The sequence below is a fragment of the Streptomyces sp. NPDC056061 genome, from assembly GCF_042266885.1.
Classification (GTDB): domain Bacteria; phylum Actinomycetota; class Actinomycetes; order Streptomycetales; family Streptomycetaceae; genus Streptomyces.
The window spans coordinates 136,454-160,833 of record NZ_JBHJWQ010000005.1; the positions used below are offsets into that span (position 1 = coordinate 136,454).

23 protein-coding genes and 2 pseudogenes are annotated in these 24,380 nt (G+C 71.3%); 18 read left to right on the forward strand and 7 right to left on the reverse strand.

The window, feature by feature from the left end; genetic code table 11:
• Positions 1-24 precede the first annotated feature (24 nt).
• Positions 25-1,734, forward strand: a complete 1,710-nt coding sequence (locus ACFC79_RS10575; protein ID WP_376237816.1) for an FUSC family protein — start codon at positions 25-27, stop codon at positions 1,732-1,734.
• Positions 1,731-2,237: a MarR family winged helix-turn-helix transcriptional regulator gene (locus tag ACFC79_RS10580; protein ID WP_376237819.1), complete on the forward strand. Its 507-nt coding sequence runs from the start codon at positions 1,731-1,733 to the stop codon at positions 2,235-2,237. The genes ACFC79_RS10575 and ACFC79_RS10580 overlap by 4 nt, the downstream gene beginning before the upstream one ends.
• 324 nt (positions 2,238-2,561) lie before the next feature.
• On the opposite strand, the gene ACFC79_RS10585 is transcribed toward ACFC79_RS10580, so the two are convergent.
• Positions 2,562-3,317 (reverse strand): IclR family transcriptional regulator, encoded by a 756-nt coding sequence (locus ACFC79_RS10585; protein ID WP_376237821.1) that lies wholly within the window; start codon positions 3,315-3,317, stop codon positions 2,562-2,564.
• 827 nt (positions 3,318-4,144) lie between these two features.
• Between ACFC79_RS10585 and ACFC79_RS10590 the strand changes: the two genes are divergently transcribed.
• From ACFC79_RS10590 to ACFC79_RS10615, 6 genes are all read left to right on the forward strand, one after another.
• A complete protein-coding gene (locus ACFC79_RS10590; protein WP_376237823.1) occupies positions 4,145-5,770 on the forward strand; it encodes a sensor histidine kinase in 1,626 nt (541 codons plus the stop codon).
• Positions 5,767-6,174 (forward strand): roadblock/LC7 domain-containing protein, encoded by a 408-nt coding sequence (locus ACFC79_RS10595; protein ID WP_376237824.1) that lies wholly within the window; start codon positions 5,767-5,769, stop codon positions 6,172-6,174. Before ACFC79_RS10590 ends, ACFC79_RS10595 begins: the two co-directional genes overlap by 4 nt.
• On the forward strand, positions 6,171-6,542 hold the full coding sequence (locus tag ACFC79_RS10600; RefSeq protein WP_376237827.1) for a DUF742 domain-containing protein: 372 nt from the start codon (positions 6,171-6,173) through the stop codon (positions 6,540-6,542). Before ACFC79_RS10595 ends, ACFC79_RS10600 begins: the two co-directional genes overlap by 4 nt.
• Positions 6,523-7,137: an ATP/GTP-binding protein gene (locus ACFC79_RS10605; RefSeq protein ID WP_376237829.1), complete on the forward strand. Its 615-nt coding sequence runs from the start codon at positions 6,523-6,525 to the stop codon at positions 7,135-7,137. The genes ACFC79_RS10600 and ACFC79_RS10605 overlap by 20 nt, the downstream gene beginning before the upstream one ends.
• A gap of 228 nt (positions 7,138-7,365) precedes the next feature.
• On the forward strand, positions 7,366-8,952 hold the full coding sequence (locus ACFC79_RS10610; protein ID WP_376237832.1) for a cytochrome P450: 1,587 nt from the start codon (positions 7,366-7,368) through the stop codon (positions 8,950-8,952).
• A gap of 183 nt (positions 8,953-9,135) precedes the next feature.
• Entirely contained in the window at positions 9,136-10,482 is a 1,347-nt protein-coding gene (locus ACFC79_RS10615; protein WP_376237834.1) for a 6-phospho-beta-glucosidase, read from the forward strand.
• 249 nt (positions 10,483-10,731) lie between these two features.
• Here the strand turns inward: ACFC79_RS10615 and ACFC79_RS10620 are convergent, their stop codons facing one another.
• Together ACFC79_RS10620 and ACFC79_RS10625 are read right to left on the reverse strand one after the other, a co-directional pair.
• Complete coding sequence (locus tag ACFC79_RS10620; protein WP_376237836.1) at positions 10,732-11,166, reverse strand: hypothetical protein; 435 nt, start codon at positions 11,164-11,166, stop codon at positions 10,732-10,734.
• On the reverse strand, positions 11,160-11,618 hold the full coding sequence (locus ACFC79_RS10625; protein WP_376237838.1) for an ATP-binding protein: 459 nt from the start codon (positions 11,616-11,618) through the stop codon (positions 11,160-11,162). The genes ACFC79_RS10620 and ACFC79_RS10625 overlap by 7 nt, the downstream gene beginning before the upstream one ends.
• Before the next feature lie 206 nt (positions 11,619-11,824).
• Here ACFC79_RS10625 and ACFC79_RS10630 point away from each other — a divergent pair, with 206 nt between their 5' ends.
• The 4 genes from ACFC79_RS10630 (at position 11,825) to ACFC79_RS10645 (ending at position 14,437) form a co-directional block, all read left to right on the forward strand.
• Complete coding sequence (locus tag ACFC79_RS10630) at positions 11,825-12,685, forward strand: helix-turn-helix domain-containing protein (RefSeq protein WP_376237841.1); 861 nt, start codon at positions 11,825-11,827, stop codon at positions 12,683-12,685.
• The gene (locus ACFC79_RS10635; RefSeq protein ID WP_376237843.1) at positions 12,685-12,921 is read left to right on the forward strand and encodes a DUF397 domain-containing protein; all 237 of its coding nucleotides are present in this window, start codon (positions 12,685-12,687) and stop codon (positions 12,919-12,921) included. The genes ACFC79_RS10630 and ACFC79_RS10635 overlap by 1 nt, the downstream gene beginning before the upstream one ends.
• Positions 12,922-13,131: 210 nt before the next feature.
• Positions 13,132-13,941 (forward strand): SAM-dependent methyltransferase, encoded by an 810-nt coding sequence (locus tag ACFC79_RS10640; protein ID WP_376237845.1) that lies wholly within the window; start codon positions 13,132-13,134, stop codon positions 13,939-13,941.
• Positions 13,942-13,978: 37 nt separating this feature from the next.
• On the forward strand, positions 13,979-14,437 hold the full coding sequence (locus ACFC79_RS10645; RefSeq protein ID WP_376237848.1) for a YchJ family protein: 459 nt from the start codon (positions 13,979-13,981) through the stop codon (positions 14,435-14,437).
• 189 nt (positions 14,438-14,626) lie between these two features.
• Here the strand turns inward: ACFC79_RS10645 and ACFC79_RS10650 are convergent, their stop codons facing one another.
• Together ACFC79_RS10650 and ACFC79_RS10655 are read right to left on the reverse strand one after the other, a co-directional pair.
• Complete coding sequence (locus ACFC79_RS10650; RefSeq protein WP_376237850.1) at positions 14,627-16,702, reverse strand: MDR family MFS transporter; 2,076 nt, start codon at positions 16,700-16,702, stop codon at positions 14,627-14,629.
• Between the two features lie 261 nt (positions 16,703-16,963).
• Entirely contained in the window at positions 16,964-18,010 is a 1,047-nt protein-coding gene (locus tag ACFC79_RS10655) for a LacI family DNA-binding transcriptional regulator (protein ID WP_376237852.1), read from the reverse strand.
• A 163-nt stretch (positions 18,011-18,173) separates the two neighbouring features.
• On the opposite strand from ACFC79_RS10655, the gene ACFC79_RS10660 reads away from it, so the two are divergent.
• The gene (locus ACFC79_RS10660) at positions 18,174-19,103 is read left to right on the forward strand and encodes an ROK family protein (protein ID WP_376237855.1); all 930 of its coding nucleotides are present in this window, start codon (positions 18,174-18,176) and stop codon (positions 19,101-19,103) included.
• Between the two features lie 708 nt (positions 19,104-19,811).
• Here the strand turns inward: ACFC79_RS10660 and ACFC79_RS10665 are convergent.
• Positions 19,812-19,949: pseudogene (locus ACFC79_RS10665) on the reverse strand (nitroreductase); the annotation flags it as partial.
• On the opposite strand from ACFC79_RS10665, the pseudogene ACFC79_RS10670 reads away from it, so the two are divergent.
• Together ACFC79_RS10670 and ACFC79_RS10675 are read left to right on the forward strand one after the other, a co-directional pair.
• Positions 19,941-20,198 (forward strand): annotated as a pseudogene (locus ACFC79_RS10670) (IS5/IS1182 family transposase); the annotation flags it as partial. The pseudogenes ACFC79_RS10665 and ACFC79_RS10670 sit on opposite strands and share 9 nt — an antisense overlap.
• Before the next feature lie 110 nt (positions 20,199-20,308).
• Positions 20,309-20,968, forward strand: a complete 660-nt coding sequence (locus ACFC79_RS10675) for an NADPH-dependent FMN reductase (protein WP_376237857.1) — start codon at positions 20,309-20,311, stop codon at positions 20,966-20,968.
• Between the two features lie 169 nt (positions 20,969-21,137).
• Here ACFC79_RS10675 and ACFC79_RS10680 read toward each other — a convergent pair whose 3' ends face one another.
• On the reverse strand, positions 21,138-21,488 hold the full coding sequence (locus ACFC79_RS10680) for a hypothetical protein (RefSeq protein WP_376237859.1): 351 nt from the start codon (positions 21,486-21,488) through the stop codon (positions 21,138-21,140).
• Here ACFC79_RS10680 and ACFC79_RS10685 point away from each other — a divergent pair.
• The 3 genes from ACFC79_RS10685 (at position 21,487) to ACFC79_RS10695 (ending at position 24,294) form a co-directional block, all read left to right on the forward strand.
• Positions 21,487-23,466 (forward strand): protein-arginine deiminase family protein, encoded by a 1,980-nt coding sequence (locus tag ACFC79_RS10685; RefSeq protein ID WP_376237862.1) that lies wholly within the window; start codon positions 21,487-21,489, stop codon positions 23,464-23,466. The genes ACFC79_RS10680 and ACFC79_RS10685 overlap by 2 nt on opposite strands.
• 93 nt (positions 23,467-23,559) lie before the next feature.
• Positions 23,560-23,898 (forward strand): transposase, encoded by a 339-nt coding sequence (locus ACFC79_RS10690; protein ID WP_376237865.1) that lies wholly within the window; start codon positions 23,560-23,562, stop codon positions 23,896-23,898.
• Between the two features lie 96 nt (positions 23,899-23,994).
• Entirely contained in the window at positions 23,995-24,294 is a 300-nt protein-coding gene (locus tag ACFC79_RS10695; protein WP_376238302.1) for a hypothetical protein, read from the forward strand.
• Positions 24,295-24,380: the final 86 nt, after the last annotated feature.

The window sequence follows — 24,380 nt, forward strand, 5'->3', positions numbered from 1 at the left end:
TGTAATACCTGTTAAGGTGTATGGGTGAGTGATGCATCCATACGATCCGGGCGACCCTCTGTCCGCAGGCTCCCGCTGGTGGCCCCGCTGCGTCTCGTCCGGCCGTCGGACATGTGGTTCAAACCGGCGACCAGCGTGGTCGTCGCCACCGCCGTGCCGGACCTGGCGCTGTTCGCCGCCGACCGGCTCGATCTCGTGATGTACACGATGGCGGGTTCGCTCTGTGCGCTGTACGGCCACAATCTGCCGTACGCCCGCCGGGCCAGGGCGGTCGCGGGTGTCGTGTTCGCGATGGCCGTCGGTCTGGCGGTATCCCTGGTCGCCGCCTCGCTCACCGGATCGACCCCGGTGCTGATCGCGGTGGGCGCCCTGCTCGCGGCCGTGCAGAAGACGCTCTGCGACGCCACCCGCATCGGCCCGCCCGGACCGGTGATCTTCACCTTCGTCACCTCGGCCGCGCTCTTCGCCCCGCAACACCTCGGTCAGGTCCCCGGCCATCTCGCACTGTGCCTGGCCGCGGGCGCGGTCTCGTGGCTGGTCACGGTCGGCCCGGCAGCCGTCCGCAGGGAGGGCCCGGAGCGCCGGGCGACCGCACGCGCCCTCGAAGCCGCCGCGTCATATGCCGCCCGGCCCGGTCACCGGACCCGGCACGCCGCGGCCGCCGCCGTGCACGCGGCCTGGCAGACCCTGCTCGCCGCCGGACGTCCCACCCCCGTGCGGCGGGCACTGGAGCGCCTCCTCGTGCACGCCGAGGCCGCCCTGGCCCATGGCGCCGCCGGCACCGCCCCGGCCGGCGCCGACGCGTACGACCCCGACCGGCTCCGGGCCTGGGCCCGTAGGACCAGGGCCCGCGGCCCCGTTCCCACCCCGCCACCGGCCACGGGCGCCGACGACGAACTGTTCGGCATCGACGAGAAACGTGCCGCCCGGCGGACCGGCGGGCGCCGCGAGGCCCGGCGCGCGCTGCTGCGCAGCCTCGCCCCGGGCTCCCCGCTGCTGCCCATCGGCGCCCGCGTGCTCCTCGGCTGCGCACTTGCCGGCTACATCTCCCAGGCGGCCGGTGTCGGCCGCCCGTACTGGGCGATCGTCACCGCGGCATCGCTCTACCAGGCCAATGTGACCCTGACCTGGAACCGGGCCCTGCAACGGACCCTCGGCAACCTGCTCGGCGTCCTCGTCTTCGCCGCCGTCCTCCCGTTCAGCCGTGTCTCACCCCTCGCCCTCATCGGCTGCTGCCTGTTCTTCGGCTTCGCGGCGGAGGCCCTGATCACCCGCAACTACTGGCTGGGATCCGTCGCCGTCACTCCGATGGCCCTGCTGGTCCTGGAGTTCGGCGGCACCCACCCGGCCGGTGAACTGATCGGCGACCGGGTCCTGGACACCGTGATCGGCGCCGCCGTGGGCCTGCTCGCGGCCATGCTGGTGACCAACCGCCGCGCCGCCGGGCGGCTGGAGCAGGCGCTGGCCGCCACCGACCGGGCCCGCGCCCACGCCGTGCACGCCCTCGCCGCCCCGCGGACCACCACCGCCGACCTCGATGCCGCCCGCCGCAGGCTCACCGGATCGCTCGTCGAACTGCGCGAGGCCGACGACACCGCCACGGGCGAATGGTGGCAGCGTGCCCTGCCCCAGGAGCAGGTCCTCGCGGCGGAGCAGGCCGGACACCGTACGCTCGCGGCTACAGCGAAACGGCGGGGACTGATCGCGCCCGCCCAGGAGAACGGAGCGGTGTGACCGACGACATCGTCGCCTCGGTGGTACGGCAGTGGCGGGCCGTCAACCCGGAGCTGGACACCGGACCCATGGAACTCATCGGCCGGATCAACCGCTGCGCGGCCCTGCTCCAACAGGCGGAGGACGCCCCGCTGCGCGCGGCCGGACTGACCCGTGCCGAGTTCGACCTGCTCGGCGCGGTGCGTCGTACGGATCGTGAACTCACCCCCGGCGAGCTGGCCAGGGAGACGTTCTCCTCCGGCGCCGCCGTCACCAAACGCCTGCGGGTCCTGCGGGAACGGGGCCTGATCGACCGCCGCGGCGACGAGCGCGACCGACGCGTCGCCCACGTCCGCCTCACCGCGGAGGGCCGCGAGCTGGTGGACCGGTTGCTGCCGAGTCAGTTGGCGTACGAGCGCGCGGTGCTGTCCGGCCTCGACGAGGAGGCCCGTGGCCGGCTCAGCGCACAGCTCAGCGAACTGCTCGTCCAGTTGGAGGGGCGCATCGGCGGTGGACGGCGCTGAACGGGCCGGGCGAAGCGGTGCGTCCGACGGCGCGTGAACATGTTCCTCGCGGTGGGTGACGCACGGCCGCCGGAGCGCACCGCATGAAGCCCGCTGCCACGACGACGCCGGGGAACGTCCCGGCGCGCCGGCAGCTGTGCCCCACCGGGCGGTCGTCGGCGCGAGGGAGGCCGCCGACGACCGGATGGTGCTGAGGTTGCGCGACGGGCGTCGGCTCGATCCACCGCCCGCCGCCGACGTCCCGGCCCGCATCGCCCTCGTCGGCGCCCACGGCACCGGGCCGTGGGACGAGTGGGCGGCGGCGCCCGCCCGGAACGGGTGCCGTCAGGACGCCTCCAACAGGGCGGCGGACCGGCGCAGTTCCTCGGCGCGGTGCACCAGCGCCCCGTCGTCGCCGCGGTCGGCGGGCGTCGACGCCACCAGTGCCATCCGGTCCCGGCGACTCGGGCCGGCCAGCGCGACGGCGACCGTGTGAAGGCCCGGGATCGATTCCCCGTGGCTGACGGCGTACCCGCACACGCGGACGCGGTCGAGTTCCGCGAACAGCGCGGACCGGGTGGTGAGCGTCGCCGGTGTGAGCGCCGACAGTTCCTCGTACGGGTACAGCGCACACACCTGCTCCTTCGTCATCGACGAGAGCAACAGCTTGCCCCCCGAGGTGGCGTGGGCCGGGTAGGTGCGCCCCGGTGCCAGCATCACCCGCACCGGGTGCGACGACTCGCGGCCGTCCGTGACGATGAGGCGGTCCCCGATGAGCGCCGCGCTCTGCACCGTCTCGCCGGTGCGCCGGGCCGCGTCGTCCAGTACCGCACCCAGCCGTCGCCGGGCGGCGGCGCCGAAACCGGCCGGGAGCCCGAGCCGCACGAGTTCGGGGCCGGCCGAGTAGCCGGGCCCGGCGGAGTCCCTGGCCGCGAACCCGCGCCCCACCAGGGTGCTGAGGACGCGGTGGGCCGTCGAGCGGCCGACGGAGAGCAATGAGGCCGCCTCCGAGACGGTCAGTCTGTCGTGGGTGAGGAGCAGCTGTATCAACCGGAGCCCGGTGTCCAGCGATTCGATGGTGTAGCCCCGCGTCGACCTCATGACCTGTCCGTTCTGTTCGGCTCGTCTTCCGGCGCGCCCCGCGAACTCCGGGCGCGCCGCCCATGGTCCGGGCTCCTCGACGGCGCGCCGGACCGGCGCACGACCGCCTTCCGCGACGTCCCCGAAGCCGGTCCCTGATCCGGATCCGGGCGTGGACGACGCGGGGGCCGCCGGAAGCCGTGCGTCCCCGGACACGACGGCCTCCGGGGCCGGTCCCGGCTGGTCCATCGGGGTGAAGTTCGGCGTCCGTCACCTCTCCACGCCCCTCGATGCACCGGTGCCGGGCCCGGGCGCGGAGGCGACGTCCCGGGCGGCCGTACGGTGACAGCCCGGTGAACCTCCGTGGCGGTACGTCCCGTCACAGTACGGCGAACGGTGTCGGACTCCGCCCTTCAGTCAAGAATGCGCATCTTCGGTCCACTTCGATCACATGTGCGCTCGTCCCTCAGGGTGGGACGTGAGTGACCCCGCAGGGGCGGGCGTGCCCGTCATCGGTATGCGGGATGCCTCGATCGCGGTCATGCGCGGCAGGATTCCGCATTCGTGGGCCGCGTCACTGTTCCGCTGAGTGGAACACGTGCCGTGAGAACAGGGCGAATTCACGCCTTCGTCACTCCTCGTGCACGCACGGAGGCGCTGCGTGCAAAAACTCGTGAGTGTATTACTGCTCGGGCGCTCGCGCAGGGGGTTGGGTGAATGTGCCGAGGCGCTGATTCGATCTGACTAAGCTCACGCGCAGCGCAGTCGAGTTGAGATGAATTCGAGTGCTTGTTCTCAAGTGTCCTGTAAGCGCGTATACCTCCCGAATCAACCGTCAGAGGTCCTAGATGGTTCGTGTTGAATCACCGCCGACCGAACGGGAAGCCCCCGTCGTTCGCGCCATGTTGCTGCCCGTGCTCCTGACCGGGGGCGCGACCGCCACCGCAGCGGCGCTGATCTCCGAGCCCGCGCGCATACCAGTCATCTGGTGCGGTGCGCTCGCCACCGTCGTGATCGCCGCACTCGCCCTTCAACTCGCCCGCCGGGCACGCGATCTGCGTGGTCAGCGGGCGGTGTACGAGCGGCGCTTCGCCGACCTGGAGCGGCGCATCGCCACCCACGACGACGAGACCGTGCGCATCAGCAAGGAGCTGCTGCCCGCGGCCATCCACCGGCTGCGCGTGGGCAATTCGCCCGAGGAGGTGCTCCGGGACGTCGTCGACGCGGACGAGCGCTACCGGGATCTGCCCGACGCCCAGCGCGCCCTCGTCTACAAGGTCCTGAACATCATCGACAACGAGGAGGCGATGCGTGACTCCGCGCAACGCGCCTTCGTCAACGTCGCCCGCCGGGTCCAGGCGATCGTCCACCGCCAGGCGAGCGAACTGCGCGAGATGGAGGAGCATCACGGGCGCAACCCCGACGTCTTCGACGACCTGCTCCGCATCGACCACGGCACCGCGCTGATCGGCCGTCTCGCCGACTCCATCGCGGTACTCGGCGGCGCCCGTCCCAGCCGTCAATGGCCCAAGCCGGTACCGCTGTTCAGCGTGCTGCGCGGCGCCATGTCCCGGATCCTGGAGTACCCGCGGGTCGATCTGCACTCGATCGCCAAGGTCGCCATCATCGGCACCGCCGTCGAACCGCTCATCCACGCCTGCGCCGAACTCCTCGACAACGCCACCCGGTACTCACCGCCGCAGACCCGGGTCCACGTCACCGCCGTCGAGGTACAGACCGGCATTGCCATCGAGATCGAGGACGGCGGCGTCTCGCTCAGCGAGGAGGCCCGCGCGCGGGCCGAGAACATGCTCGCCAGGGCGCAGGCCGGCTCCAACATGAACGACCTCGGCGAATCCCCGCGTCTCGGCATGGCCGTCGTCGGGCGGATCTCTCGGATGTACGACCTTCAGGTCTCGCTGCGGCAGTCGGCCTACGGCGGGGTCCGGGCCGTGCTCATCGTGCCCCGCGCCATGATCACCACCGGACCGGCCCCCGGGATCGCCCACGGCATCGGTGCCACGTCGCGGCCCACCAGCGACATCGACCACGAGGCCATGAAGCACGTCGTGCCGGCCCGGCGCAAGCCCCGCCCCGTCGCCCAGCGCCCCGCCACCGGGCCCGTCGCGTCCGTCACCCGCCCGATCGCCCCCGCGGCAGCCATGGAGGACGACGTCCCCGTGGTGACCGAGTGGACCGCCGGGGGCCTCCCGCAGCGCCGCAGCCGGGGCCGCGCGCCGCTCGGCTCGCACAACCTCCCCGCACAGCCCGTCGACCCCGCTCCGGCACCGCGCAACGGCCACGTGAACGGCCAGGTCAATGGTCACGGCCAGGGCAACGACGGTGGAAAGGGCGGCCAGCAGCCCCCCGGGCTCTGGCTGGAGGCCTTCACCAACGCCGTCAACGGCGTGCCGCAGGAGCCGACGACCGACGAAGACTCTGACGACGCCTGGGACAAGGGAGACCTCAAGTGATCCAGCAGCGGGGAAACATGGACTGGATGCTCAAGGAACTGGCCGACGACGTACCGGACATTCACCAGATCGTGGTGCTCTCCGCCGACGGCCTGCGCATCGCCCGGCACGGCGGCGACCCCGACGTCGCCGACCGTCTCGCGGCGGCCTGCGCCGGACTGCAGAGCCTGGCCGCCGCCGTCGCCACCGAGATCCCCTACAGCGACGGCATCATGCGCCTGGTGGTCATCGAGGTCACCGGGGGCTTCTTCTACCTGATGGCCGCCGGGACCGGCGCGTACCTCGCGGTGCTGGCCGGTGAGACCGTCGACGCCGGCCTCGTCGGGGCACGCATGCGCGACATGGTCGTCAGGATCGGCGCCCATCTGACGAGTCCTCCGCGCCATGACGGGCAGGGCGGATGAACTCGCCCCGACGAGAACGGAGAACTGCCGATCCCGCACTGAGCGATCCGGAACGGCTGTACGTGCTCACCGGCGACCTCGACGGCGGCGAGCGGGCCGCACTCGACCTCGTGACGATGGTCGTGGCGAAGGCGCAGCCGACACCGACGGTCCAGCCGGAACAGGCCGTGATCCTGAGGCTCTGCCAGGCACCGTTATCCGTCGCCGAGATCTCGGCGTACCTGAGTCTGCCGTTCAGCGCGGTGACGTCGCTCCTGACCGAACTCCTCGCGGCCGACCTCATCGAATCGCGCGCGCCCATCGTGCGCGCCACCCTCCCGGACAGGTCCCTCCTCGAAGCGGTGATGCATGGACTTCAGAAGCTCTGACACGATTAGCGGTCCCCGGAGCGAGGACGTCCTGCCCACCACGGCCACCGCCGCGGTGAAGGTCGTGATCGTCGGCGGGTTCGGGGTCGGCAAGACCACCATGGTCGGATCCGTCAGCGAGATCCGGCCGTTGACCACCGAAGAGACCATGACGCAGGCCGGCGTCGGTGTGGACGACAACTACGGCGTGGAGAACAAGACCGCCACCACCGTCGCCATGGACTTCGGCAGGATCTCCATCAGCGAGGAGCTGATCCTCTATCTGTTCGGCACCCCGGGCCAGGAGAGGTTCTGGTTCCTGTGGAACGGCCTGTTCGAAGGCGCCCTCGGCGCGGTGGTCCTCATCGACACCCGTCGACTCGAAGTCAGCTTCGACGTCATCGGCCGGCTGGAGGAGCGCGGCGTGCCGTTCGTCGTCGCCGTCAACACCTTCCCCGACGCCCCGAAACACCCCGTCGAGGCGCTGCGCAGCGCGCTGGACCTCCCGGAGGAGGTCCCGATGATCGACTGCGACGCCCGGCTGCGCGGCTCCAGCCGCGACGTGCTGATGACCCTGATGCGCTACCTGCACAGTCTGGCCCTGCCGCGCGCCTGACCGCAGTGCGCCCCCGCGCGTCCCCCGGAGCCTGTCGGGTGACGTCCGATCGGGCGGACACGCCCCGGCACGCACGCTTCCGGCGTTGCCGAAATGGCCGAGCTGCCCTGCTGCTGGGCCGTCCCGGCGCCTTGGAATCGCACGCACCGTGCCCGTGTCCGCCCCCGACCGAATGCCACCCGGCAGGCGCCCAGCCTGGTCCTTGGAATCCTGATCCCTGGAGCGATCGTGACAACCCCCTTCCCCTACGAGTCCGGAGCGGCCCGAGGGCCGGTTCCGCCCCCCGGGTGCCCGGCCCACGGCCTCGGCGTCGGCCCCGGCGGAATCCGCCGGATCTACGGCCCGGAGGCCGAGCGGGACCCGCACGGGCTGTACGACAAGCTGCGTGCCGAGCACGGCACCGTGGCACCCGTTCTCCTGCACGGGGACGTCCCCGCCTGGCTGGTCCTCGGGCACAGCGAGAACCTGCATGTGACCCGCACGCCCTCGCAGTTCTCCCGCGACTCGCGGCGGTGGCGGGCCCTGCAGGACGGCAGCGTCGCCTCGGACCACCCGTTGGCCCCGATCTTCACCTGGCAGCCGATCTGCGTGTTCGCCGACGGCGCCACCCACGAACGCCAGCGCGGTGCGGTCACCGACAGCATGGGCCGCATCGACACCCGCGGGGTGCGTCGCCACATCAACCGGTACAGCAACCGGCTCGTCAACGACTTCTGCCAGGAAGGCCACGTCGACCTGGTCAGCCAGTTCGCCGAACGGCTGCCGATGATGGTGATGTGCGCGATCCTCGGCATGCCCGAGGAGTACAACGACCGGATGGTCCAGGCCGCCCGCGACATGACCCGGGGCACGGCCACCGCCGTCGCGAGCAACGCCTACGTCCTGGACGCGCTGAGCCGGCTCGTCAAGCGACGTCGGCGCGAACCCGCGGACGACTTCGCCAGCTGGCTCGTCCAGCACCCCGCGGGGATGAACGACCAGGAGGTCAGCGAGCATCTGCGGCTGATCCTGATCGCCTCCTACGAGGCGACCGCCAACCTGATCGCCAACGTGCTGCGCATGGTCCTCACCGACCCCCGCTTCCGCGCCAGGCTCAGCGGCGGTCACATGACAGTGCCCGAGGCGGTCGAGCAGACCCTCTGGGACGAGCCGCCGTTCACCGCCGTCTTCGGCCGCTGGGCGGTCGGCGACACCGAACTGGGCGGCAAGCAGATCCGCGAGGGCGACGCCCTGATCGTGGGCATCGCACCGGCCAACTCCGACCCGGTGGTGCGCCCCGACCGCACGACCGACATGGTGGGCAACCGCGCTCACCTCGCGTTCAGCGGCGGTCCGCACGAATGCCCCGGACAGGACATCGGGCGCGCCATCGCCGATGTCGGCGTCGACGCGCTGCTGATGCGGCTGCCCGACCTCGAACTCGCCGTCGACGACAGCGAACTGCAGTGGGTCGGCAACATCATGGGCCGGCACCTCATGGAACTCCCGGCGGACTTCGCGGCACGTCCGCCGCAGGACGACAAGGAACCGCCGTCCATGGGGCGGCCGAACCCGCAACGCCAGGACTGGGAGGTGCTGTCGGCCGCCCGGAACGCCGGTCCCGAGTCGGGACACCACGCGACTCCGGTCCCGGCCCTCGCGCCGTCCCCCGCCGCCACCGATGGCGCGGACGCGTCGACCACGACGACGGACGTCGACGACTCCGGGGCCGCGGGCACCGAACCGACCGCCACCGGCCGGATTCCGCACCAGCGCGGCGAGTCCGCCCCGACGCGGATGTGGCGGACCGTCTCCCGCTGGTGGACCGGCGGCTGACCGTGCCCCGCCCGGCGGCAGCGCGCCCGGTCCGTGCCCGCCCGACGGGGAAGGACCGGCCCGTGCACCGGCCCGGTGATCGTGGACCGCAAGGCCGTGATCACCGGGCCGGTCGCCGCGGAAGGCGGAGGGGTCGGAGTCGCTCGGCCCCTGTCCCGCCCCACCGCCGTACCATGCGGAAGCGTGAAGCTGACAATTCTGGGCGGCGGCGGATTCCGGGTTCCACTCGTCTACGGGGCACTGCTCGCCGATCGCGCCGAGGGCCGCGTCTCGGCGGTCACCCTCCACGACACCGACGCCGACCGGCTCACTGCGGTGGCCCGCGTCCTGGCCGAGCAGGCCGCGAACGTACCCGACGCACCCGTGGTCACCGCCACCACCGCACTCGACGAGGCCCTCCGGGGCGCCGACTTCGTCTTCTCGGCGATCCGGGTCGGTGGACTGGAGGGACGGGCCGCCGACGAACGCGTCGCGCTCGACGAAGGAGTGCTCGGCCAGGAGACGGTCGGCGCCGGGGGCATCGCGTACGGGCTGCGCACCGTGCCCGTCGCCGTCGAGCTGGCGCGGCGCATCGCACGGCTCGCCCCGACCGCGTGGGTCATCAACTTCACCAACCCGGCCGGTCTGGTCACCGAGGCCATGGCCCGCCATCTGGGCGACCGCGTGATCGGCATCTGCGACTCCCCGGTGGGTCTCGGGCGTCGCATCGCGCGGGTACTCGGCGCCGATCCCGACCGCGCCTGGGTCGACTACGTCGGCCTCAACCACCTGGGCTGGGTCCGCGGACTGCGAGTCGACGGCCGCGACGAACTGCCGAGGCTGCTGGCGGATCCGGAACTCATCGGTTCCTTCGAGGAGGGCAGGCTCTTCGGCGCCGACTGGATCCGATCGCTGGGCGCCGTCCCCAACGAGTACCTGCACTACTACTACTTCAACCGGGAGGCCGTACGCGCCTACCGGGAGGCCGAGCAGACCCGGGGCGCCTTTCTGCGTGAACAGCAGGAGAGCTTCTACGCCCGGACGAAGGACCCGGACACCCCTGCCCTGGCGACCTGGGACAGCACCCGGGCCGAACGCGAGGCCACCTACATGGCGGAGAACCGGGACGTCGCCGGTGTCGGCGAGCGCGACGAGAGCGACCTGGACTCCGGCGGATACGAGAAGGTCGCCCTCGCCCTCATGCGCGCCGTCGCCCGCAACGAACGGACCTCGCTCATCCTCAACGTCCGCAACCGCACGACACTTCCCGTGCTCGACGCGGACGCCGTCATCGAGGTGCCCTGCCTGGTCGACGCCTCCGGAGCCCACCCCGTCGCGGTCGACCCGCTGCCCTACCACGCGGTCGGCCTCGTCACCGCGGTCAAGGCGGTGGAGCGCGCGGTGCTGGACGCGGCGGAGACCGGTTCCCGGGCAGCCGCCGTGAAGGCGTTCGCGCTCCACCCGCTCGTCGACTCCGTGACGGTCGCCGAACGCCTCCTCGACGGCTACCTGAAGGTCCACCCCGGTCTTTGCTACCTCGACCGCCCCTGACGCCCGGCCGCGGGGTCAGTGCTCGGGAACGCGGCGGCCCGTCCGGGAGTTCCGGTCCGGAGGAACGGAGTTCGCCCGCGACCAGGAGATGCGGCTGTGCCTCCAGCCGGGCGTCGAGCCCCGCCCCGCCCGCCGGCGGCCCGTCGCCCGTCGGCGGCCCGTCCGGGATCACCGCGCAAGGAACCCGCAGGTCGACCCGGGCGCGGGGCATTCACCGGCGTTCGACGCCGGGCGCGGGGACCGGCCGGTTCAGGGGGCGGTGACCGTGTGTGCGCCACCGGACGGTGCCCACGACGGCGTCACTCCGGTGACCTGGCAGACCATCAGGAAGAGGGGGATGGGCGGGGTGTACGGCGTCCGGCTGTCGGGGTGGTGGATCATCCTCGGTCGGCCCGCCGGAATCCGCGCCCCTCTCGCGTAGGCGACCTGCGACGGCCAGTCCAGGTCCAGGTCGGAACCCGCGGGGACGATCCACCACCATCGGTCGTCGTCGGCGAAGACGCAACCGGTGCGCGGCAGGTGGGACATCAGACGGAAGCCGTACTCGGCGGGCACGCCCACCGCATCGCATCCCAGGGGCGCCGACAGGGCGGGAGGCAGCGGCAACGGCATCGTCGCGGTCGGGTGATCGGACGCGCGGGAGCGGCGTGCGGCGAGCAGGTGGGACACGGCGTTCCTCAGCACGGCAGCTCCGAGCCGTGCGACAGCTCGGCCCAGACGATGCGGCCCGAACCGAACCCGGCGTAGCGGGAGCCCCAGGAGCTGCTCATGGCGTCGACCAGGAACAGGCCCCGGCCGTGCTCGTCGTCGGCGGTGCGGCACAGCCGCGGCCCGCCGGGCTGGTGGCCCTGGTCCTGGACGGCTATGCGCAGTCTTCTGTCGAGACATCGCAGTTCGCACAGGACTCGGGCGCTCCCGGTGTGCACCATCGCGTTGGTGACCAGCTCGGAGACGATCAGAACCGCTGCCTCGTGCGTGTCCTCGTCCAACCGCCACTCGTCGAGCCGGGACCGGGTCAGCCGCCGCGCGCCGGCCACGGACTCGGGGTGTGCCGGCAGCGCGAAGCAGTACCGGAGCGCTTCCGTCCCGGGGCTGAGGTCCATGAGCCGGGGGATGAGCGCACTGCCAGGTGCCACAACCATTCCTCACAGTGGGGGCTGCGTCACACTCCGCGATCTCACGCGAATGAGCACGGTCGTGACTACGTGAATTGGTTCGCTCACCAACTTTCCCCCTGTCCGGAACACTTGGCAAGGGGCACTCTGAAAATTTCAGAGTGACTGTGTTCTGGGTGGCCCGCACGTGGCACACTGCTGCCAAACAGTGCATGGGGAGGTCTGAAGTGAGCGAACCGCGGTCCGCCCCGACCGTGGGTCAGGTCGTTCTCGGCAAGCGCCTGCAGGATCTGCGGGAGCGTGTCGGCCTGAGCCGTGACCAGGCTGCCAAGGTGCTGCGGGTCGCACCCGCGACGGTACGCAGGATGGAGACTGCCGAAGTCGCGCTGAAAATCCCCTACGTCCAGATGCTGCTGAAGGCGTACGGCGTTCCGGACGGCGAGGTGGACGCCTTCGTGGAACTCGCCGAGGAAGCCAACAAGCCAGGCTGGTGGCAGCGCTACCACGATGTGCTGCCCGACTGGTTCAGCATGTACGTCAGCCTGGAGGGGGCCGCGAGCCTCCTGCGCATGTACGAGCCGCACTTCGTCCCCGGCCTGCTCCAGACCGAGGACTACGCACGCTCGGTGATGCGCACCGGAGCCGTCGGCCAGACCAGACCCGAGGACATCGAGCGTCATGTCGCGCTGCGGATGCGGCGCCAGTCCCTGCTCGACGGGCCGGACGCCCCGAAGCTGTGGGTGGTGATGGACGAGACGGTGCTGCGCCGGCCCGTCGGCAGCGTCGAAGCCATGCGCGGACAGATCGACCGGCTGCTCGAAGCGACCGAGATGCCGAACGTGACGCTGCAGATCGCGGAGTTCTCGACCGGTCACCACCCGGGCACCTACGGCCCCTTCGTCCTCTTCCGCTTCGGAGTCCCCGAACTCCCCGACATGGTCTACAGCGAGTACCTGACCGGCGCCGTCTACTTCGACGCGCGCCCCGAGGTGGCCTCCTACCTCGAAGTCATGGACCGCATGGCGGCCCAGGCCGCGACTGCACAACGCACGAAGGAAATCCTCCGGGATTTCCGCAAGGAGCTGTGATGGATCCCATATACAACGGCATGCCGGCTGCCGAACTCGGCACCGAGGGCTGGCACAAGCCGTGGAGCGGTGGGAACGGAGGCAACTGTGTGGAAGCGATGAAGCTCTCCGACGGCAGGATCGCCGTGCGCCAGTCCGCCGATCCCGACGGCCCGGCCCTGATCTACTCACCGCGCGAGATCGCCGCCTTCATCCAGGGGGCCAAGTCGGGACAGGCGGACTTCCTGCTCACCTGATCCGATCCGACGGACGGCCGACGCGTGCGAACCTGCAGCCCCTTCGCCGAGTCGGCCGTTTTCCGGTCCGTAGCCGCACGCCCGTTCCTCCGCCGAACCGGCGGCCCTTCCCTCCTTGCCGATGACGTGTTTCCCTCGACCCGCAGCATCGGAGACCGATTCCGCCCACACTTCTGTTGTTCGTCGACCAATGGACCCATGGAGCGCGCTATGACCGGGCACGACCCCCGAGCCATCGAGATCGACACCAGCAGGCCCCATCCGGCACGCATGTACGACTGGTTTCTCGGCGGCAAGGACAACTACCCGGTCGACGAGCAGATGGCCCGGCAACTGTTGACCGTCGATGCCCGAGGCCGTGACATGGCCCGGGTCAACCGGGCCTTCATGCACCGGGCCACCCGCTGGCTGGCCGGACACGGCATCCGCCAGTTCCTCGACATCGGCACCGGCATACCCACCGAGCCCAACCTCCACCAGATCGCCCAGCGGACCGCCCCGGACGCCCGCGTCGTCTACTGCGACAACGATCCGATCGTCCTCGCGCACGCCGCGGCCCTGCTGCGTTCCACACCCGAGGGCGCCACCGAGTACATCCAGGCCGACGCGCGCAGGCCGGACGTCATCATCGAGGAGGCGAGCCGGGTCCTCGACTTCGGCCGACCGATCGCGCTCTCGCTGCTGGCACTGCTGCACTTCCTGGACGACGCGGACGGTGCGGCCGAACTCGTGGACCGCCTGGTCGATCGGCTGCCCTCCGGCAGCTACCTGGTGCTCTCCCAGACCACCGGGGACTTCGACCCCGAGGGGGCGGAGAAGGCATCCGCCCTGTACCGGGCCCGCGGGATGACGCTGAGACTGCGTTCGCACGCCGAATTCAGCGCCTTCTTCCACGGACTCGAACTCGTCGAACCGGGCGTCTCGCTCTCCGCCGACTGGCGCCCGGAACTCGGCGAGGCCGTCGACGTCCTCGGCGACCGGCCGATCCCGGGCTACGCCGGGGTGGCGCGCAAACCCTGACCGTCGGTCCGCCCGGCCCGCAGGCGACAATGGGGCCATGTCACGACGCACCACACGACCGAGGCGGTCCGCCGCGCCCGCGGGACGGCCCTTTGCGATCACCGGCGAGTCGCCGTGCCCGTGCGGACTGCCCGGAAGCTACGCGGACTGCTGCGGTCGTCTGCACGCCGGAGCCCCCGCACCCACCTGCGAGGCGCTGATGCGGTCCCGCTACACCGCGTTCGCCGTCCGGGACGAGGCGTATCTGCTCCGCACCTGGCACCCCGACACCCGGCCGCCCGCCGTCGACTTCGAACCCGGGACGCGGTGGGTGCGCCTGGAGATCCTGGAGACGACCGACGGCAGCGCGTTCCACACCGCGGGGACCGTCACCTTCCGGGCGCACTTCACCGTCGGCGGACGACCGGACTCGCTCCACGAGAAGAGCCGCTTCGTGCGATCCGGCGGCGCCTGGGTGTACGCGACCGCGGAGTTCCAGGGAGGGACGAACGGGTAGCCGGGCCGTCGCAGCGGGTCCCCGGCCGCGGTGCGGCCTCCGTGCGGTCCGCCGAGGCGGTCCGGTGCCGGGACGGGCGTTCGCGCACTTTGGCCGGGAGCATTGCGACCGTCGCGTCGAAGGCCGGGGTACGCGTCTCCACGTACTCCTCCGCGGTGCGGACGCGGGTGCGTGGCGCCAAGGGCGGCCTCAGACGGCCGCCCCCACCCGCGTCCTCGCCGGGGAGAGCTCCTGCGCCAGGTCCTCCGCCAGCAGCCGTTTGGCGATCGCGTCCACCGCCGCCCGCAGCTGCCGGTCGTCCGGACGGGCGCCGTGCTCGTCCAGCCGTTCGTTGAGCCACCGCCCCCATGCCGCGTCGATCGCCGCGGCCTCCCGGCTGCCGGCGGCCGTGTGCGTGAAGAGGTGGCCGTCACCGGTGAGGAAGCCCTCCTCGATCATCCGGTCGAACACCGGCACCAGCACCTCGGGTGGGAGCCGGTGCCGGGCGGCGATCAGGCCCAGGCCCGCATGGCCGACCATCCGGGTGAACAGTTCGACCTGCATCACCGCCCACGCCCCCGCCATGTCCAGCCGGGTGTCGGACTCCGCCACGATCCGCCGGGCGGTGTCCGGCCCCGCACCGCGCAGGATCTTGGCCACGGAGAATTCCAGCACCTTCGCGGAGTCGCCGGCGGAGGGCTGTGCGAAGCCCTCGCCCATGTCCGTGGAGCCGACCCGCGCCGTGTCCCGCAGCCTCACCTGTTTCAGGAAGAACGCCACGACGAAGCCCAGGACCGCGACCGGCACCGTCCACAGGAACACGGTGTGCAGCGTGTCGGCGTACGCCCGGACCAGCGGCTCGGCCTGCGCGGTGGGCAGACCGTGCAGACCGGCGGGGCTCCGCGCCGCTTTCGACAGCACCGCCGGATCGCCGCCCGCGCGGGTCGCCGCCGCGACCCCCTCGGCCAGATTCGGTTCGAGCGCGTTGGCATAGATCGTGCCGAAGACCGCGGTCCCGAAGGAACTGCCGAGCGTACGGAAGAACGTCACGCCCGAGGTCGCGGTCCCCAGGTCCGCGTAGTCGACGGTGTTCTGCACCGCGATCGTCAGCACCTGCATGGACAACCCGATGCCGACACCCAGCACGAGCATGTACAGGGACTCCAGCCACACCCCGGTGTCCGGGCCCATTCGGGAGAGGAGGTACAGGCCGATCGCCATCACCAGCGAGCCCACGATCGGGAAGATCCGGTACCGGCCGGTGCGGGAGACAGCGTTGCCGCTGTAGATCGAGGAGACGAGCAGACCGAAGACCATCGGCAGCGTGCGCACCCCCGACAGCGTCGCCGAGTCCCCGTCCACGTACTGGAGGTACGTGGGCAGGAAGGTCATCGCGCCGAGCATCGCGAAGCCCACGATGAAGCTCAGTACCGAGCAGACGGTGAACACCGGATTCCGGAACAGCCGCATCGGCAGCATGGGTTCTTGCGCCCGGAACTCCACGAGGCAGAAGCCGGCCAGCGCGACGACGCCGACCGCGAAGAGCCCGAGGATGACCGGCGACCCCCACGCGTACTGGTTGCCGCCCCAGCTCGTCGCCAGGATCAGCGCGCTCGCGCCGACCGTGACCATGGCGATGCCCGCGTAGTCGATCACCGGCCGCCCGGCGCTCCGCACCGACGGGATGGTCCGGGCGGCGGCCACGACCACCACGATCGCGATCGGCACATTGACGTAGAAGGCCCAGCGCCAGCTCAGGTGGTCGGTGAACAGGCCGCCGAGCAGCGGCCCGATCACCGTCGACACCCCGAAGACCGCGCCCAGCGCCCCCTGGTACTTGCCACGCTCGCGCAACGGGATCACATCGGCGATCAGCGCCATCGACGTGACCATCAGCCCGCCCGCGCCGATGCCCTGGACACCGCGCCAGACGATCAGCAGCGTCATGTCGCTCGCGAGCCCGCAGAGGAACGAACCGGTGATGAAGACGACCGCCGACAACTGAAAGACGATCTTCCGGCCGAACAGGTCGCCGAACTTGCCGACCAGGACCGTCGCGACCGTCTCGGCGAGCAGGTACGCGGTGACCACCCAGGACATGTGGGCGGCGCCGCCGAGATCCGAGACGATCGTCGGCAGCGCGGTGCCGACGATCGTCTGGTCGAGGGCGGCCAGCAGGAGCCCCAGCACGATCGTCACGAAGACGATGTTCCGGCGGCGGGGATCGAGCACGGGCGGTGCCGGGGCACTCTGCGGGGCGGGGGAGGTCTCGCTGGCGATGGTCACGCCTGCACCCTCACACCGGCTGCAGGTTCGCGCATGTGGGGGACGGCCGTTCGGGTAGGTCGGTCCGGCTACCGCGGGCATCGGCACCCCACGCCGCGACACCGTCCGGCGAACCCCGACCGCGCAACCGCACATCGACGAGGGCGGTCCCGCGGTGCACGATCCGAGTGCCGGAGGACACCGGCGCCGGGGCCGGCGGACCGCCGTCCCCGACGGACGTTCCGCACGAACGGCTCGGCCGTGCCCGAGCGCCCCACCCGATCAGGCGGGCGGCAGTTCGCCCGAGCCGCGCGGGACGAGTGCGGTGGGCAGTTGCACCCGCACCGGGGGATGGTCCGCGCCGTCCAGGCGACGGAAGAGGTGTTCGGCCGCGGTGCGGCCGACCGCGGCCGCGTCCTGCGCGACGACGGTGATGCCGAGCAGGTCGGCGAGTTCGATGTCGTCGAAGCCGACCAGAGCGATGCGTCGTTCCTGCTCCGCGAGAACCCGCACCGCCGTCACCGTCACCCGGTTGTTGCCCGCGAACAGCGCGGTGACCGGCTCGGGGCCGGACACCATCCGTTCCACGGCGGCGCGGACCCGGCCGGGTTCGGTGGAGCCGAGCGAGACCCAGGAATCGTGGACGGCCGTCCCCGCGTCCGCCATCGCCGCGTGGTAGCCGCGCAGCCGTTCGGTGGCGGTGTGGATGCGCGGCCGGTCGCCGATGAAACCGATCCGGCGGTGGCCGTGCGCGATGAGATGGGCGACGCCCTCGCGGGCGCCGCCGTAGCTGTCGGAGAGGATCGTGTCCGCGTCGATGCGACCGGCCGGCCGGTCGACGAAGACGGTGGCGATGCCGGCCTTGATCTCCGGCTCCAGATAGCGGTGGTCGTCACCGGCCGGGATCACGATCAGACCGTCCACCCGCCGCGCGCACAGCGCGAGCGCCAACTCCTGCTCGCGGTCCGGATCCTCCGCGCTCGACCCGTTGATCAGCAGCGCGCCGTGTGCCCGGGCCACCTCCTCCACCGCGCGGCTCAGCGGCCCGTAGAACGGGTCGGCGAGATCCTCCAGGACGAGGCCGATGGAGGCAGTGCGCCCCTTGCGCAGCACGCGTGCACTGTCGTTGCGCCGGAAGCCGAGCGCCTCGATGGCCTCCTGGACCCGGCGTTCGGTGTCGGGCGTCACCCCCGGCTCGCCGTTCACGACGCGGGAGACCGTCTTGAGGCCGACTCCGGCGCGGGCGGCGACGTCCTTCATGGTCGGCCGGTTGCCGTAGCGGGGCTCGGAGGGACGGGCGGTCTCGGCCACGGTGCGCTGTCCTGTCATCGCTTGCGGGTGGTCCGGCCGGCCCACGAGCGGTGTCGGGGACCGGGGCCGGAGGCTGTGCCGTCGAGCATAGGGCCTGGACAACGTTGTCAGCTGAATGGAGACTGGACGGACTGTTCCACCGCCCCCGGTCCCCGACCCCCGAGCACACGGAGCCGCACCGATGCAATCCGACCTCGTCGCCGCGCTGGACATCGGCGGCACCAAGATCGCCGCCGCGCTGGTGGACGGCAGCGGCGCGATCCTCGTACGGGCGCAGCGGCGCACGCCCGCGCGGGAGGACGCCGAGACGGTCATGCGGGCGGTGGAGGAGGTCCTCGCCGAACTGTCCGGGTCGTCGCTGTGGGGGCGGGCGACGGCCGTCGGCATCGGAAGCGCGGGCCCGGTGGACGCCTCGGCCGGCACGGTGAGTCCGGTCAACGTCCCCGGCTGGCGCGACTTCCCCCTGGTGGAGCGCGTGGGCAAGACTGTCGGCGGACTGCCTGTCGAACTGGTCGGCGACGGGGTCGCGATGACGGCGGCGGAGCACTGGCTGGGCGCCGCCCGCGGCTACGACAACGCACTGTGCATGGTGGTCTCGACCGGAGTCGGCGGGGGACTCGTCCTCGACGGAAGGCTTCACCCCGGTCCCACGGGCAACGCCGGGCACATCGGTCATGTCAGCGTCGAGCTGGACGGCGATCCGTGCCCCTGCGGTTCGCACGGTTGCGTCGAGCGCATCGCCAGCGGGCCGAACATCGCCCGCCGGGCATGGGACGACGGCTGGCGGCCCGGACCGGACGGCGACGCCTCCGCCGCCGCGGTCGCCGCCGCCGCGCGTGCCGGGGACGGGATCGCCCTCGCCTCGTTCGAACGGGCGGCGCAGGCACTGGCGGCCGGAATCGCCGCCACCGCCTCGCTCGTCGACATCGACATCGCAGTGGTCGGCGGGGGAGTGGCCGGAGCCGGGGACGTCCTCTTCGTTCCTCTGCGCCACGCCCTGCGCCGATACGCCACGCTCTCCTTCGTGCGGCGGCTCACGGTCGCCCCCGCGGTGATGGGCACCGACGCGGGGCTGGTGGGCGCGGCGGCCGCGGCGGTGCGGCGGGGCTGAGCGGTTCCCCACCGGCCCATCAGCAACTGATCCGCAGGTCCGACCGGTTCGCGTGGTCGGAGTCGATGCCGTCACCGCCGTCCGGGACCGTCTGGCGCAGCACCTGCGCGCCGCTCACCTCCCGCCGTCAGCGGCTGTGCGGGCATTGCGTCGGTCAGCACGCGGGCCGACGCGACGGTCGCGCCGTCGGCCCGGACCTCGAAGGCGACCGTGCCCCCGGACTCCTTTTCGTCGTACGACCCGGCAGGCGTGCCCGCGGAAGCCGTCACCCGTCGGCGCGTGGTCGGGGTGGTACCGGTCGGCGGGGCCGGTGATTCGCTCGGGGGCGCCGCCCCGACCTGCCGGCCCGACGGGCCGGTGAGCGCCGAGGACACCGGAATGTGTTGCGCGGCGCCGCTGTCGGAGCGGGAGCGGTGCCCCGGCCGTCGCTGCTCGCCGCCTGCGGGAGCGGCCCCGGGGGCGACGGAAGGACGATCAATACGGGATCGAATTCCTCCACGGAGCCCACCCCCTCGGAAGCCGACCGAACCTGGAGTACCGACCGCGCCCTTCATCTCGGCGCGGCGCACCGGACGACGGGTCGTGCGGCGGCAGTTCTCACCAGTTGGAAGCTCGGGGGTGTGAGTTCGCGATCAAGTGGAGGAAGCCGGTGTCGTCGTCGATCAGGATGGCGTCCCGGCTGACCGTGATCGTCACGCAGTCCCAGATCTACCCCTCGACGAACGTGACGGTCTCGCCGAGCGGCGCCCGGCCCGTACGGGTGTAACCCACCGCGGTGTCCTCGAACCCGATCGACATGCCGCAGAAGAGGATGAGTTCGTCCGGGGGTGACAGGACCTCCGCGAGGTCCGGGGCCGTCTGCCGGTCGGCCGGCCCCGCACCCGACCGGGCACGGCCCCCGCGGGCAAGGCGTACTCGTCCCGCGCCAACCGCGCCCACCTGCGTAAACACCGCATCAAGGCGGTTATCCCGGAGAAGAAGGACCAGGTGGCCAACCGCAAGAAGAAGGGCAGCCGGGGCGGTCGTCCCGTCACTTTCGACGCCGGTCCTCACCGTGATCGCAACACCGTCGAGCGACTGATCGACCGGCTGAAGCTCCTCCTTCCTTCGGGCGAGCTCTTCCGGCCCCCTGGAGGGTGTATGCCTCACCATGGAACCAATGGTCCGGGCCAAGCACGGGCTCCTGCGACGAAAGGACTTACCACATGCCCACGGAGGCCCAGCCCGGCCCGCTGCGAGTGCTCGTCTTCGGCGCCGCACTGCGGGCCGATTCATCCAATGCCCGCCTCGCGTCGCTCGTCGCCCAGCTGATTTCCGACACCGGCGCCACCGTCGACCACGCTGCGATGCACGATTTCGGCATGCCTTTGTACGACGGTGACGCGGAGGCCGCCGAAGGGCTGCCGGACGGCGCTCTTTTGCTGCGTGACCGGATCGAACAGGCCGACGCCTTCGTCATTTCCTCCCCCGAGTACAACGCCTCCGTGCCGGGCCTGCTGAAGAACGCGATCGACTGGGTCTCGCGTGTGCGGCCACAGCCGTTCAAGACCAAGCACGCGATGCTCGTCTCCGCCTCGCCGTCCCTGGTCGGTGGCAACCGAGGGCTGTGGGCGCTGAGGGTCCCCCTGGAGCACCTCGGTACCCGTGTCTACCCGGACATGTTCAGCCTTGCCAACAGCTACCGGGCATTCGCGGAGGACGGAACGCTGATCGACCCGGGGCTGCAACAACGTCTGTCCGAAACCGTGGCCGGTTTCCTCAGCCTCGTCGAAGCCGATGTGCGTTACGTCTGTCTGGAGCGCCGGTGGTACGAATTCCTGGGCGACCGTACCGAGGCGTCCATCACCCAACGGGCCGAGGAATGAGCTCGGCCGAGGGGCCGGCGTCCGGTGTCAGCAGATATACCGTCGGGCCGGGGCGTCCAGGCGCACCCGGAGCAGTCCGGCGAACTGTTGACAGGAGCCGGCGTCGAAGGCGGAGGCGCCGAACAAGAAGGAGCTCCGCGAGCAGCGCAAACGGCTCCAGGCGGCCGGGCTACACCGTTTTCTCGATGGGCAGCCCCACCAGCCCCGCCCTCGCCGAAACCGCATCGGCGCTGCGGACGCGCGTCGCGATGCGCACCCCGTCGTGGATGCGGTACTCCACCGCGTTGCTGTGGCGAACGATGCGCCGTACTCTGCCCGCCCCGCCCGATACGAACCCGCTGCGTCGACGGCCGATTTTCGGGCGACTTCCGAAGCTGTCCCGAGACACTCGACCGTCACTCAAAGCGGCCCCTGCAAGGAAGCCGAGCCAGAACCACTCGACGTCGACGAAGTTGCCCTGACCTCCGGCCGACAGGATCCTGACAAGGATCACACACCGCCCTGTGAGCGTGCGTGTCATGAGACACCACACCCGCGGCATTCTGCTGACCGGTGCCGTGAGCGCCGGCCTTTTCAGTCTGGCTCTTCCCGCCACGGCCGTTGGCGCACCGCTCGCCGGTCTCCAGGCGGAGCAACCCGCCGAAGCCGGCCCGGACCTGCTCTTCCTCCCCAACATCGACGATGACGCGGGCGCGTGCCGGGACCGGGCCCACACCCTGGTCGAACAGGCCGTGGACCGCGAGGCCGCCAACGATGATGCGCTGTACAAGAAGCAGGCCGAGCTGGAGAAGGAGCCCGATCGGGAGAAGGCCGAGGCGGAGTGGGCGGAGCTGGTCCGCGCCCACCGCTGGAACCAGAACAAGACCGACCGTGACCTCGCGGCCTGCAACGACGCCGCTGACGACATCGTCAACGGGAAGGACGACGAGGCCGACCTCGCCCGGTTCCACACGCGTCCCTGGGCCGGTGCCCCTGCCTCCGCGAGCGGACGGATCACGATTCCGGCCAAGGACGCCCATCGGATCCGGCTTTTCGTGCACCGGCCCGGCGGCTCGGCACCGCTCGGCTGGGAGGTGGTCGGCCCGCAGACCCGTCTGACCGCGCAGGAGCTGCGGCGGGGCGTGGAACTCGGGGTCGAGGGCCTCGACGTGATCAGGGACGCCGCGGACTGGGACGGCCGTACCAGCGTCACGCTCACCGTCACCGCGGACGGCGCCAGCGCGTCGGCACGCCTGGGGCTGCGTCAGGCCCCGGTGCTCACCCAGCTCAACACCGCCCCGGTTCAGGAGGTGCTGCGGGCCGCGACCGACGAGGGCGACACCTATAGCGAGGCATTCGTCAGGGAGCTGGACGCCACACTGCCCGACGGCGGGGTGACGTCTCCCTCGCGCGCCCTCGACACCAAGGGCGACACCTGGGCCCAGGACATCTTCGAGCCGGGCTACGTCGCGATCCCCGGTCCGGACGGCCGCCCGCACGGTATGCGGGTCCTCATCACCACGGCCAACGACGACCGTCGCGTCGCCGCCCGCACCGCCTTCACCGAGTTGGCCGGACACGACATGGCCGCCGTCCACATTACCCACGTCCCCGACGTGAACGAGAACAGCAGTTACGACTCGATGGGCAACCTGGAAACGGTGCCGCCGAGCCCCGGCAACCCGCACGGCCGCGTCGTGATCGGCGGGGACGGCCTGGCCCCGGGGAAGACCGGTCCCGCCCCGGAGATGCTCGCCTTCCTGCGCGCCCAGGGCATGCAGGACCCGATTTCCCTGGACACCTCGTGGCTGACCATCGGTCACGTCGACGAGTTCGTGCAGTTCCTTCCGGTACCCGGCAGCCGGCTCGGCTGGCGGGCCGTGGTCGCGGACCCGCGTGCCGGTCTCGCCCTCCTGCGCGATGTCCAGAAGAAGGGCCATGGCGGCGAACTCCTGCACGGTGGCCTGCCCAAGCTGGAGTGGCCGTACGACCTGCGTATCGACCAGCGCACCGTCGACGCCTTCCTCGCCGACACCCAGTTCACCGGCACCAACGAGCGGGCCGCCGAACGGATCGACACCAACCTCGCCGTGCTCAGGGCGAAGGCCGGTCTGACTGACGCCGAGATCATCCGCGTCCCGGCCCTCTTCACGGCCCGGTCGCTCGACTACGGAATGCTGGAGACAGAGATCCGCGGCATGGAGGACGGCCCGGCCAAGGACGCCAAGCAGAAGCAGCTCGAGGCGATGAGGGACGGTGTCGCCGAGATTCCCGGCACCGCCAACGGGCTCGTGCTCAACGACGGCCGCTATGTCGCGCCGAAGCCGTACGGCCCGGTCGTGGACGGCAAGGACGTCTTCGCGGAGGCAATCACCGCAGCCTTCCACAGCACCGGCTATCGGGTGAGCTACGTGGACGACCTGATCGGTGTGCATATCGGCGAGGGGGAGATCCACTGTGCCACCAACACCCTCCGGGATGTCTTCGGCCCCGGGGCCCGCTGGTGGCGCGACCGCTGAGCTTGTCCTGCCTTCCAAGGCGATCGCTGTGCAGGGCAACGTCGGCGAGGTCGTCTGCGGGACTGCAATGACGACGAGCCGGCGGAGGCGACCGTGCCCGAGATCTGGGCCGGCGTGGACATCGGCAAGGAATATCACCACTGCGTGGTGATCGACGCGCAGGGCGAACGCCTGCTGTCGCGGCGGGTCCTGAACGACGAGAGCGCACTACCGGAACTGGTCGGTGATGTACTCGCACTCTTTGAGGCTGCGTTGTGGGCGGTCGACATCAACCACGGCGGCGCCGCCCTGCTCGTCGGCCTGCTGGTGAGCTACGACCAGTCGATGGTCCGCCTCGCCGGCCTTGCCGTTCACCAGGCATCAGCCGCCTGCCGGGGCCAGGGCAAAACCCACTACGGGGAAGTTGATGGAGAAAGGCGGGGCTCCGCGTAGGACGGATGTCGGCCAAGACATCGTTACTACGAGGAGCCCCGTTGGTTCAGTCTGGCATGCCCGCACACGCCGATGCCGGTGTACTTCGTGCCGGCCATGGCGCTGTTCGGTGAGTGCGGGTATCGGGACGTATGGGCCACTCCGGTCGCCGCGCCGGGCATGCCGGACGTGGACCTGTCCGCGGCGGCCTTGCGTCAGGCCCGACGTCGGCTCGGCGCCGCTGCCCGCGCTGTTCGACCGGGTGAAGGGGGCGGTGGCGGCCGAGGGCGCGGCTGGATCACGGTGGCGGGGACTGCGGACGGCGGCCTGGGACAGCACGGGCATCCTGGCCGCCGACAGCGAGGCCAACCGGCCGCAGCGGAGTCTGCGGCGTCCCCACGATCCGGTTCTCGGTGAAGGGGCGGCCTGGGGCGGGCCGGGGAGAGTCGCGGCCGGGCGCCGGTACCGCTCCGTCGGCCCTCCGCCACATCGACGTCGCCGCC

What these genes read in the sequence shown, in the direction of transcription:
- ACFC79_RS10590 (WP_376237823.1), top strand. Translation starts at nt 4,145, where the DNA reads ATGGTTCGTGTTGAATCACCGCCGACCGAACGGGAAGCCCCCGTCGTT.
- ACFC79_RS10695 (WP_376238302.1), top strand. Translation starts at nt 23,995, where the DNA reads ATGGCGCTGTTCGGTGAGTGCGGGTATCGGGACGTATGGGCCACTCCG.
- ACFC79_RS10585 (WP_376237821.1), bottom strand. Translation starts at nt 3,317, where the DNA reads ATGAGGTCGACGCGGGGCTACACCATCGAATCGCTGGACACCGGGCTC.
- ACFC79_RS10675 (WP_376237857.1), top strand. Translation starts at nt 20,309, where the DNA reads ATGCCCACGGAGGCCCAGCCCGGCCCGCTGCGAGTGCTCGTCTTCGGC.
- ACFC79_RS10655 (WP_376237852.1), bottom strand. Translation starts at nt 18,010, where the DNA reads ATGACAGGACAGCGCACCGTGGCCGAGACCGCCCGTCCCTCCGAGCCC.
- ACFC79_RS10635 (WP_376237843.1), top strand. Translation starts at nt 12,685, where the DNA reads ATGGATCCCATATACAACGGCATGCCGGCTGCCGAACTCGGCACCGAG.
- ACFC79_RS10605 (WP_376237829.1), top strand. Translation starts at nt 6,523, where the DNA reads ATGGACTTCAGAAGCTCTGACACGATTAGCGGTCCCCGGAGCGAGGAC.
- ACFC79_RS10685 (WP_376237862.1), top strand. Translation starts at nt 21,487, where the DNA reads ATGAGACACCACACCCGCGGCATTCTGCTGACCGGTGCCGTGAGCGCC.
- ACFC79_RS10600 (WP_376237827.1), top strand. Translation starts at nt 6,171, where the DNA reads ATGAACTCGCCCCGACGAGAACGGAGAACTGCCGATCCCGCACTGAGC.
- ACFC79_RS10680 (WP_376237859.1), bottom strand. Translation starts at nt 21,488, where the DNA reads ATGACACGCACGCTCACAGGGCGGTGTGTGATCCTTGTCAGGATCCTG.
- ACFC79_RS10660 (WP_376237855.1), top strand. Translation starts at nt 18,174, where the DNA reads ATGCAATCCGACCTCGTCGCCGCGCTGGACATCGGCGGCACCAAGATC.
- ACFC79_RS10645 (WP_376237848.1), top strand. Translation starts at nt 13,979, where the DNA reads ATGTCACGACGCACCACACGACCGAGGCGGTCCGCCGCGCCCGCGGGA.
- ACFC79_RS10640 (WP_376237845.1), top strand. Translation starts at nt 13,132, where the DNA reads ATGACCGGGCACGACCCCCGAGCCATCGAGATCGACACCAGCAGGCCC.